Source organism: Alteromonas sp. ABE4_545, from assembly GCF_056161325.1.
Window position 1 is genome coordinate 1 of record NZ_JBSWYY010000073.1, and the last position, 633, is coordinate 633.

The following is a 633-nucleotide window of genomic DNA, read 5'->3' on the forward strand; positions in this document are numbered from 1 at the left end:
GGTGTCGATGGCGTGACGCTAAAGCTACCATCGCCCTGAACCGTGGCGGTGAGAGTTTGGGTATCGCCATTGGCGTCAACCACGGTCAGAGTGACGGTGTTACCAGCGTCTAAATCAGTGGTACCGGAGAAGGTAGGGGTGGTGTCATTGCCCACACCTGGGTTATCCAATGAAATCACAGGTGCAGTGGTATCAATGGTGCCGGTTGCCGACGCCGTAGCGGTATTGCCTGCTGCATCAGAGATAGCGGCACTGACGGAATAGTCGCCTTCGGCTAATGCCGTAGCAGGCGTTGTACTGTAAGAGCCATCGCCCTGAACGGTCGCCGTGAGCGTTTGGCTATCACCATTAGCATCCACCACAGTGAGGGTGACGGTTACACCGGCAGGCGCATCGGTTGTGCCTGAAATTGTTGGCGTGGTGTCGTTATCGGTCCCCGGGTTGGTAATAGTCAGCGACGGCGCCGTGGTATCAATTTGTCCAGTGGTTGAGGCGGTGGCGGTATTGCCGGCCACATCAGTAGTGGATGCCGATACGGTATAGCTACCTTCAGCTAAAGGTGTCGCCGGTGTGGCACTGAAAGAGCCATCGTTTTGAACAGTAGCGGATAAGGTTTGGCTGTCGCCATTGTTG

Annotated in this window: 1 protein-coding gene; it reads right to left on the reverse strand. The window is 55.9% G+C overall.

Annotated elements, in window-relative coordinates:
- A partial coding sequence (locus ACXAH6_RS20365) for an Ig-like domain-containing protein (protein WP_474879823.1) occupies positions 1-633 on the reverse strand: 633 nt, incomplete at both ends.